Here is a 2,319-nt window from a genome sequence, read left to right as displayed (position 1 = left end):
AAGAAACTATGTAGTAACAGCATTTTCAAATACAACAAAAACCTTCCAAATTGAATTCGGAGGGTTATTTGGGTTGCGCTTTTTAGTATAGCATGAAGTGTTTATTAATTTAAAAGATTTTTATTGACAATCTATTAGCTGGTTTAGTTTAAGTGAAATGCTTCACATTGTTTTTCATGGATATACACACTTCAAACTTTTACCGTCTCTGCGGAATCGTCATTTCTTCCCACGAATAATCGGGTATAGTTGGGGTTATGAAGTCTAGAACTTGTAGAAAATCGAATAATATACCTCACCATTTTTTCATACAAACAATAATTTAATGCCATACAAATCAGTCATCTCCTGCTTTCACTTTTATTTGTTTTTTGAGTAGTAACTTTATTAGGTCTTGTTACATATGTTAGAACGGGATAGCACTTTTAGTCACCCTAAAGACTGTAATTGCTTTTTGCTATCCCACTTGTTATTTCCTCAAACATTCCTCTTATAGCCTACGATAAACTAATCATCAGAAAGTATCCCAAGTGACCCTTTTCATTTCGGGATAGTAAACTGTTGAATGTATCCCACCAAGTTGTTATTGCACAACGCTATCCAGCCAATATAAGTATCCCATAGTGGATTATAATAAAATTTAATTTTATATTTAATATAAACTCTTAATTTAACTTCATATAAAAAAGCTATCGTTTTTAAAAAAGATTGATCAAAACGATAGCTTTTTTTGATTCTTTAAACAACCCAATTAAAGTTTCTGCTGATATAAAATAGTTTGTGCAACTCCAATAAAATACTCTGATTCAACAATAATATGATTTAATACAACTTTAGCTGTTGAATTGGTACTAATTGGTTTACTTTCTTCCATAATCGTACGACAAAAATTAATAAACTGCTGGCTCTGATTTAAGCAATAAGAAGAAAGTTTCAAAATATCCTGGAAGAGTACTTGTGAAACCTGTCCCTGTGAACGATTAACGGTTTCAATAAATCTTATTACTTGCTGATGTGTCTGGGCAAATGCTTTTTCCCATTCTTTTAATGCCTCCACATATTTCTGTTCAAGATTTTTTACAAGCTCCCTAATAACAACTGTATGTTCCATTTCTTGGTGTTTCCAAAACTCAGCTTCATCAAGTACCCGTAACGGCATCTGGTTTCCATAATAATATTGCAATAATTACCCTCCCCTCTATTCATACCTTTTAATATATATATATAAGAGGTGGAATTAGAACTTTTAATAAGTGTGTTCTGTAAGGTGTAACTGTTTTGTTATAAATAGTAAAAATATCAGTTTACTCAAAAGGATGAGGAGAGCATAACAATAGGACTTGCAGATATGAAGAACAATATCAAAAATAAGTCCTACTCTTATTAAACTAAACTGCCCCGTTAGCCATCCATGTCGCTTAAAATCAACACTACACCACAGAAAATGAAAGATAATTACGTTCTTTCATGGGAGTACAATAAAAAAAGAGCTGTCCAAGCAGCTCAATGGTCTGTCTTCAAGTAAGCACCCGTTAGCCATCCATGTCGTTTAAAATCAACACTACACCACAGAAAATGAAAGATGATTACGTTCTTTCATGGGAGTTCAATAGTAAAGTTCTATTCAAACAATGGAACTTTTGGGTCTATTCCATAACAATGAATAAGCATAGCGTGCAATTGCCCTCTGTGATGATAAATGTGAGCTACAATCTCTAACAACCATTCATATCGTGAGTATGTAACACCCCAAAAAGAAGTAACTTCCTCTTGTAGTTCGACTTCTGTGAAATTCATAAATTTATCTTCTAAAAATTGATGATTTTTTATCAATGCTTCTTTAATCCCATTTAGACTTTTATATGAAACACTTGAATAAAATTTGTTCATTGTGTCTTGAGATGCCCCGTCCGAAATAAGCGAATCAGCTTCACAAATTATAGCAATATGTTCTAACAGCTCTCCTATGGACTGCTTATTAGATGTTGGCCTTTTTTGTAGGTCATTTTCTGTTAACTTTTCTATTATTTCAACAATTGTCGTTACAGCGACTTTAATTTGATGTAATGCACTCTTACAATATATATTCATTTTATCCTCCTTTACATCAATTTTATATTCAAATAAACTGCACCTTTAGTGAAGTAATTAAAGAGTGATAATTTCACCAGAATATTCTCTTAAATGGTCAATGGCTAACGTCACTGCACCTTCCTCCGTCTCAATCAAAGACAATCCTTTTTTAATAGGACTCCAATACTCATATCCGCAGTCTTCCTGCCACATATATACCTCTGTGGTAAAAAGACCATCCTTACG

Annotated in this window: 2 protein-coding genes; both read right to left on the bottom strand. The window is 32.7% G+C overall.

Annotated features, from left to right (window positions below; translation table 11 throughout):
• Positions 1-751: 751 nt before the first annotated feature.
• Positions 752-1,183 (bottom strand): DUF2935 domain-containing protein, encoded by a 432-nt coding sequence (locus AC1DCY_RS27030; protein WP_427108197.1) that lies wholly within the window; start codon positions 1,181-1,183, stop codon positions 752-754.
• A 437-nt stretch (positions 1,184-1,620) separates the two neighbouring features.
• The gene (locus tag AC1DCY_RS27025) at positions 1,621-2,091 is read right to left on the bottom strand and encodes a DinB family protein (protein WP_477355730.1); all 471 of its coding nucleotides are present in this window, start codon (positions 2,089-2,091) and stop codon (positions 1,621-1,623) included.
• Between the last annotated feature and the right edge of the window lie 228 nt (positions 2,092-2,319).

The organism is Lysinibacillus sp. 10T31 (genome assembly GCF_056394365.1).
This window is presented reverse-complemented; position numbering and strand designations above follow the sequence as displayed.

Coding starts and splice junctions, on each gene's coding strand:
- AC1DCY_RS27025 (WP_477355730.1), bottom strand. CDS start 2,091: ATGAATATATATTGTAAGAGTGCATTACATCAAATTAAAGTCGCTGTA.